The organism is Acinetobacter stercoris (assembly GCF_900323515.1).
In the GTDB taxonomy this organism is placed as follows: Bacteria; Pseudomonadota; Gammaproteobacteria; order Pseudomonadales; family Moraxellaceae; genus Acinetobacter; species Acinetobacter stercoris.
Genome location: NZ_OOGT01000202.1, coordinates 1 through 7,233 on the forward strand (window position 1 = coordinate 1; position 7,233 = coordinate 7,233).

Annotated in this window: 9 protein-coding genes; 1 reads left to right on the plus strand and 8 read right to left on the minus strand. The window is 39.1% G+C overall.

Translation table 11 applies throughout. The annotated features are described in order from the left end of the window. Positions 1-62: 62 nt before the first annotated feature. The 4 genes from KPC_RS20435 to ubiG all read right to left on the minus strand — a co-directional run bounded on the left by KPC_RS20435 (position 63) and on the right by ubiG (position 2,593). Positions 63-218: a hypothetical protein gene (locus tag KPC_RS20435; protein WP_171334522.1), complete on the minus strand. Its 156-nt coding sequence runs from the start codon at positions 216-218 to the stop codon at positions 63-65. Positions 219-413: 195 nt separating this feature from the next. Further along, a complete protein-coding gene (locus KPC_RS16315; protein ID WP_121975413.1) occupies positions 414-1,160 on the minus strand; it encodes a YciK family oxidoreductase in 747 nt (248 codons plus the stop codon). Positions 1,161-1,193: 33 nt separating this feature from the next. Continuing rightward, positions 1,194-1,883, minus strand: coding sequence for an HAD family hydrolase (locus KPC_RS16320; RefSeq protein ID WP_407641994.1), 690 nt, complete (start codon positions 1,881-1,883; stop codon positions 1,194-1,196). Then, a complete protein-coding gene (ubiG, locus tag KPC_RS16325; RefSeq protein WP_121975415.1) occupies positions 1,880-2,593 on the minus strand; it encodes a bifunctional 2-polyprenyl-6-hydroxyphenol methylase/3-demethylubiquinol 3-O-methyltransferase UbiG in 714 nt (237 codons plus the stop codon). The genes KPC_RS16320 and ubiG overlap by 4 nt, the downstream gene beginning before the upstream one ends. A gap of 175 nt (positions 2,594-2,768) precedes the next feature. On the opposite strand from ubiG, the gene KPC_RS16330 reads away from it, so the two are divergent. Further along, positions 2,769-3,386 carry a thiol:disulfide interchange protein DsbA/DsbL gene (locus tag KPC_RS16330; protein WP_121975416.1) on the plus strand — a complete coding sequence of 206 codons (618 nt, stop codon included), beginning with the start codon at positions 2,769-2,771 and terminating at the stop codon, positions 3,384-3,386. 62 nt (positions 3,387-3,448) lie between these two features. On the opposite strand, the gene KPC_RS16335 is transcribed toward KPC_RS16330, so the two are convergent. The 4 genes from KPC_RS16335 to KPC_RS16350 form a co-directional block, all read right to left on the minus strand. Beyond that, positions 3,449-4,660: an MFS transporter gene (locus KPC_RS16335; protein ID WP_121975417.1), complete on the minus strand. Its 1,212-nt coding sequence runs from the start codon at positions 4,658-4,660 to the stop codon at positions 3,449-3,451. 4 nt (positions 4,661-4,664) lie between these two features. After that, on the minus strand, positions 4,665-5,543 hold the full coding sequence (locus KPC_RS16340; protein WP_121975418.1) for an NAD(P)-dependent oxidoreductase: 879 nt from the start codon (positions 5,541-5,543) through the stop codon (positions 4,665-4,667). Between the two features lie 104 nt (positions 5,544-5,647). Beyond that, positions 5,648-6,229, minus strand: coding sequence for a TetR/AcrR family transcriptional regulator (locus tag KPC_RS16345; protein WP_121975419.1), 582 nt, complete (start codon positions 6,227-6,229; stop codon positions 5,648-5,650). 239 nt (positions 6,230-6,468) lie between these two features. Further along, the gene (locus tag KPC_RS16350) at positions 6,469-7,110 is read right to left on the minus strand and encodes a TetR family transcriptional regulator (protein ID WP_121975420.1); all 642 of its coding nucleotides are present in this window, start codon (positions 7,108-7,110) and stop codon (positions 6,469-6,471) included. Between the last annotated feature and the right edge of the window lie 123 nt (positions 7,111-7,233).

Sequence of the window (7,233 nt, forward strand, 5' to 3'; positions counted from 1 at the left end):
AAATTAGAATTAGGAGCAGAATAAAGCCCCAATGTATGAAGCTTTATAAAATGAAGATTGAATTAATACCATTGTTCAGTGATTCCTTGCAATTGAGTGATGACATCTACAACGATCTGAGCCTGATCAGCATCTTCAAGTGCTTCAACCCAGTTATCTGAAAGTTGTAAATTTTCAATAGAGCGGATGATTTCAACTTTACGTTTTTGGTCTTTCATTAAATTTCCTTGAAATGCCTGTAACTGACTGACATTAATCTTAGAGATTTAATTTTGATCTGGAAAACCGAATATTTTTATATATTGAATTTAAAAAAACGATTATTGAGTTTTATTATAAATTTATACACCCGTTAGAACCCGATATCGAGTCCTAACGATGTGGATAGACTCAGGTTATATCAATGCAAGTGCTTAGTCCTGTGCATCTATACTTTGTCCATTCATATTAATACTGTCTTCGCCCATTAGGTAAAGATATGCGGGCATAATCTGCTCTGGGGTAGGAAGTGTTAATGGGTCTTCCTCTGGATAGGCTTTGGCACGCATTGCTGTACGTGTTGCGCCTGGATTGATACAGTTAAAACGGATATTAGGATAGACATTTTCTGAAGCAAACAGCTTACTAACCGCTTCGATTGCAATTTTTGAGACAGAGTAAGCTCCCCATTTTGCACGTGTTTCACGACCTACACCAGAACTTGCAAAAACTACAGAAGCATTTTCAGATTTTTCCAGTAAAGGCAGAAGTTCTTGCGTAAGTACAAATGGTGCTCGCAAGTTTACCGCCATGACATCGTCCCAGACATCTACAGGGTAGTGAGCCAATTCGGTGCGATCACCCAGAATACCTGCATTATGCAAAATACCATCCAGGCGCCCAAATTGTTTTTGTAGTGTATCTACTAAAAACTCATAATCTCGTGGAGAGGCAGAAGACAACTGTAAGGGTAAAATGGCAGGTTGTGGTGCACCTAAACTTTCAATTTCATCATAAATGACTTCAAGTTTATTAAGAGTTCGTCCATGCAAGACTACAGTTGCGCCGTGTAAGGCATAACTGATAGCAGCAGCACGACCAATCCCATCACCAGCACCCGTAATCAAGATAATTTTATCTTTGAGTAAATCACTACGAGGTTGATATTCTGAATATTTCATGGGAGACCTCCTAATCGTTTTTTATGATGATTGTTATGCAATAGTTTGTTTTAATTGCACCAGATTTTGCACAACCTGATGCAACTCATGGACATTCTTCACTATACAATCAGAATGCCATGCAAGTAAGTCTTCTTTGTGCGCTAATGGTAAATATCCATAAGCAGCCAAAATAGTATACATATTCGCATTGCGCCCTGCATCGATATCTCGGGGATGGTCGCCTACATAGATAATATCTTTAGTTTCGATATTTAATGTTTTGGCTGCTAGGTGCATTGGTTCAGGGTCAGGTTTTGTATTTGTTACATCCTCAGGGCAAACCAGAACAGAGCAACGTTCGGTTAAGTGAAGCGCCTGAAGGAGTGATTCACTCAACCAGCGAGGTTTGTTGGTAACGATACCCCAAGGGATTTGATGGGCTTCAAGCTCATCAAGTAGGGGATACATACCATCAAACAAATCTGTATCCACAGCGATATTTTCACCGTATATATCTAAAAAGCGTTGGCGATGTGCCAAGAATACTGGATCATCTATCTCTAATTCTGGATAGACCAGTTTGACCATGGCACGTGCACCTTCGGAAACCTGAGTTCGGATTAGAGCAGCATCAATAGTTTCACGACCTTCTTCTCGAGCCATTTCTTGCAGAATACGGATAAAATCTGCAGCTGTATCAATTAATGTCCCATCGAGATCAAATAAAACAGCTTTCATCAGTTACCTTCGTTTACTGTATAGACCATGTAGTTTACGTCTACATTTGCAGCCAGCCAGTAGTGTTTAGTTAATGGATTGTAGTGTAAACCTGTCATGTCTTTCATTGTTAAACCAGCATTGCGAATATCTGCTGCAAGCTCAGATGGTTTAATGAATTTGTGATAATCATGCGTGCCTTTTTTTAGTAAACGAAGCACGTATTCTGCACCAATAATGGCAAATAAATAGGATTTGGGGTTACGGTTAATCGTTGAAAAGAATACCTGACCATTTGGTTTAACCAGTTTCTGGCAAGCCTGAATAATCGATGCAGGGTCTGGAACATGCTCCAGCATTTCCATACAGGTAACAACGTCATATTGACCTGCCTGTTCTTGTGCTAATTGTTCAACAGGAATCTGGCGATATTGAATATTATTAACATTTTCTTGTTCAGCATGTAAGCGGGCTACGTTTAAAGGGGCCTCACCCATATCTATGCCGAGAACATCTGCACCACGGCGCGCCATGCTTTCGGCTAAAATCCCGCCACCACAGCCGACATCCAGTATTTTTTTACCTTTTAAACCGCCAGCATGTTCATCAATCCAGTTTAGTCGTAAGGGATTAATCTCATGTAGGGGGCGAAATTCTGAATTTTGATCCCACCAAAGGGCTGCGAGTGCTTCAAATTTTGCAATTTCTTGTGGATCGACATTTAACTGCGTCATAGCCAGAGCCTCTAATGCATTTGTTTTAATATAAGATTATTGCTAGTGTAGCGATAATTCTGAAAAAAGCGATCTATCGTGTAAAAAAGTTCACAGAAGAAACACGATTTTCCCATATTTGTTTTATAGTTAGGGCATAAGCTATACAAAACTATTTTAGAGGATAAGAAACTCAATGAAAAAATTTATTTTGGGTGGCATGACTGCAATGGTCATGGCATTTTCTGCAAATACGATGGCTGCAAACTTTGTTGCAGGTAAAGATTACACTGTAATTAAAAATCCAGGTAAGGTTGATGTTCCTGGAAAAATCGAAGTACGTGAGTTCTTCTGGTATGGTTGTCCGCATTGCTTTAAGTTAGAACCTTATATGCAGACATGGTTAAGAAGTATTCCAAAAGATGTCCATTTTGTGCGTACACCTGCTGCTTTAAATAAAATTTGGGAAGCAAATGCTCGTGCATATTATGTTTCTGAAGCTTTGGGTATCCGTAAAAACACGCATTTACCATTATTCCATGCTGTACAGGTAGAAAACCAGCAGTTATTTGATCAGGCATCTCAGGCAAAATTCTTTACAAAGTATGGGGTACCTGAAGCCAAATTTAATAGTTTATATAATTCTTTTGCCGTTTCCGGGAAGATCGCTCAGTCAAATCAGCTTGCTCAACAATATCAGTTAACAGGTGTGCCTGCTGTTGTCGTAAATGGAAAATATATTATTCAGGGTGAAGATGGTAAAGTAACCCAGGTGCTGAATTATCTTATTGATAAAGAACGTAAAGCAAAATAATCTTTGCCTAAATACCCGCGAGAGCGGGTTTTTTATTCTATGATTTTAGTGAGATTTGGTATTTAACTTCGTTGCCCGTGTCTGAAACCATGCATTTTTGCTAACCATACCAAGACAAAACCAATCACAATCAAGCCTAGCATCACCCATATAAATGAACCGATTCCATATTGACTGAGCAAAATCCCTCCAAAGATACTTCCACCAGCAACAGCCAGGTTAAAAATAGTGACGAGCATAGATTGGGCTACATCAGCATCTTCACCTGCAGTATCAGCAAGAGCTGTTTGTAAAAGCGTAGGAGCTCCACCGAAAGTTATTCCCCAGATCATAATACCAAAGAATATCAGCAACGGTGTTTGTGAAGAAAAGGCAAAAATACTGATTGCGACAGCAAATAAAGCCAGGCTATACAGTGTCAATTTTCTAAGCCAACGATCAACATATAGTCCAGTTAACCAGATCCCGATGATGGATGAAAGGCCAAAGAGCATCAGGATCAGGTCGACCTGATTTCCCAAACCCATTGAATTTGAAAATGGTGCAATATAGGTATAGAGAATGTTATGTGCCAATATCCAGCAAAATAAAGTCAATAAAACAGATGGAATGCCTGAAATCAGGAAGATCAGGTGTATAGGTTTTTGATACTTTTGCTCCTGACCAGTAAAATCAGGCACAGCGATGTGAAACCAGATATACAGAATGAATGCTAGTATGGACATGATCCAGAACACACTTTGCCAGCTCATGATAGAACCAAGCCATGTTCCAAGAGGAACACCTATAGCTAATGCCAGTGGTTGTCCAACACTCGCGATTGCCAATGCTTTTCCTTGCAGGTGAAATGGAACAAGGCGCCGGGCATAGCCTGCCAGTAAACCCCATATAATTCCTGCACACATCCCTGCAATAAAACGGACTGCTAAAGTCAGCATATAGTGTGTAGATAATGCCGTCAGACTATTAAAAACCAGTAGTCCGGCAATCGCTAACAAGAATAGAGGACGACGATTCCATGTTCTGGTGAGGGCGATTACAGGAATAGCAGCAATAACCGAGCCCATTGCATAGGCAGAAATCAGCTGTCCTGCCTGTGCTTCGCTGATTTGTAGACCTTGACTAATTTGAGGTAGTAAACCTGCTGGTATTGTTTCAGTCATAATGGTTAAAAAGCCAGCAATACTGAATGCTAGTAGTTTTGCGAGGGGAATATGATCTGTATTTGCAGTTAAATTAGATTCAGCCGATTTACATTTTTCAGCATTTGACATACTTCTAGTCCTTTAGTTTTTCCGCAAGGTAAGATGCTGCCATGTCTTTATCTGCATGCCCCTGTTGAGCGGCTCGCTGAAAACGACATAATCCAGCTGGTACTAGATCGAGTTGAAGATGAACCTGTTGCGCTGCATCCATGATTAATTCAGCATCTTTAATTGCATTTTTAATGCTGAAATTTGCTGAATAATCCTGATTTAAAATAGCTTTACTTTTGAGCTGAAAATAGCCGTTATCCATAGGACTTCCAGACACTACATCTACAACAAGTTGCGGATCAATGCCCAGACCTTGAGCTAAACTAAGACTTTCAGCGAGTCCATTGGTTAATGCAAAGACCCAACTATTTAATGCAAGTTTTAAACGAGAACTTGCACCAATTTCGGTTGAAATCCAGAAAGTTTTTTTACCAATCACATTTAGAATTGGTTCAATGCGTTGCCGTTGTTCTAAAGGTCCTGATGCTAGAAAAATAAGTTGTGCCTGTTCCGCAGGTAGACGGGTACCCTGCATGGGTATGTCATAAAATATGATGCCGTGTTTATCCGCGAATTGTTTGAGGTGAGAGGTTGCTTCTAGTCCAACTGTGCTAAGTTGAATCCAGATTGTACCTTTAGAAATCCTTGTAGAAGCAGAGCGAATGGTATCCTCCACAGCCAAGCCATCTTTAAGAACCGTCAAAATGACATCTGCATTTTTAACCGCTTGTGCAGCAGTTTCAAAAATGGATAAGCCTTCTTTTTGTAAATCTTGCGCTTTTGCTAAAGTACGGTTCCATACATGGACGGTATATCCATAACGATGTAAGTTTCTGGCAATTGGCTGACCCATTAACCCTGTACCCAAGACAGCAATTACTGGTTTATGGATTGTATTCATGTGCTTATTCCTTAAGTTTATTTGGGAAATATTTTACTGGAATGATCATTCCAGTAAAGGTTAAATAAAAACGGATACTTTAACTGGAAAGTATCCGTTTATTTTTATAAGCATTGCAAAGCAGTTTCCAAGACATCGGATAAGCATTGTTTTCGTTGTTGCTGATCGCATCCTTTTCCCAAAACGCGCATGCCTTGCATGGTATTGACAAAGAAATTTGCTAAAGCTTCAGGATTTTTGTCAGGTGAAATTTCACCTGATTCCTGACCACGAATGATAAGTTTTTCATATGCTGTTTTTAGACGCAGAAAATTGTGCTGGATTTGTTTAGCAATATTTTCATCATGTCCTGCAAGTTCCAGTGCGGTATTGGCAACCAGACATCCACGCTGTTTAGGGTCACTGAGTTCATCTTGCATAATGGAAGTCAGCAATTCACGAATCAGTATTTTAACATGCCCCTGACCAGATAAATGTTCAACATTTGCAAGGGTAATGTTTTGATAACATTTTAGAGCTTCCTGGAATAATCCTTGTTTGTTCTCAAAGGTGTTGTACAAGCTACTACGAGATAGACCTGTGCCATCAACAAGGTCTTGAACAGAGGTTGCCGCATATCCATGCTCCCAAAATACGTGCATGGCTGCATTTGCAATTTCATCGGGTTCAAATTCTTTATTACGCATGATAGTAATCTGGAATGATCATTCCAGATTACTATCACATATGTCTTTGATCAGGTCAATCAAATATTGGAAGCTAATCGCTAAAAAAATAGATATATTTGAAAATTATAGAGAAAATTGTAAGAATTTAGAGTGTTTTGATTGTACATTATTGTTTTGAAAAGCAATATTTCTCATTGCTGAGATCAATAAGTGGTGTAATTCGCAACTTGTATAATCTAGAAATATTTATCGGTTATTTATTTTCTTTCCCAATTGGAAATACCGCGAAACATCAGACGAACCTGGGTAACGGCTTGGGTAATAAATTGTTGTTGATGTAGCTGTAGTTCTGCATTTTGAAACTGACGGGATAGATTGATCCATGTCATTGCCCAAGTAAAAGACATGTTAATTAGAATGGTCGATAAAACTTTTAAATCATGTTCATACTGGATATGTTGCATGCTATCGATTTTCTTTAAATCATTTGCAAGATCATCGATCAGAAACGTAATCTCTCTTAAAATCGCCTCTCGGACAGTGGTTGAACCACCCCATCGCTCAGCAATCATAAAAATCCATGATTCAGGATCTTGTGTAACTGCTTTAAAGAATAGCTCAATACTATCCTGTGTGGAGTGATGTTGAGCGTGGATATAACCTTGTCCCAATTGGTGAAGAACATGTTTTAAATTGAGAGAAACCTGATCTACCAGTTCTTTTCCCAGTTCATCCATATCTTCAAAATGGCGATAAAATGCTGTAGGAACCAGACCAACTTCACGTGCAACTTCTCGTAAGCTAATACTTGAAAATGAACGACCAGACGTACTCAAACGTAAAGCCGCTGCCAATAATGCCTGACGACTTTGTAGTTTACGTTCATCCCGAATTGACATTCTGTGTCCTAGAAAAAATATTTTGCAGAGTCTATCAAAAAATGCCCGGTTTTGAATAATGAATAAATTGTTTAACTTTTGCATTTATTTAAAAACTTGCTTGGTAGAAACTAAGCTTTTCTT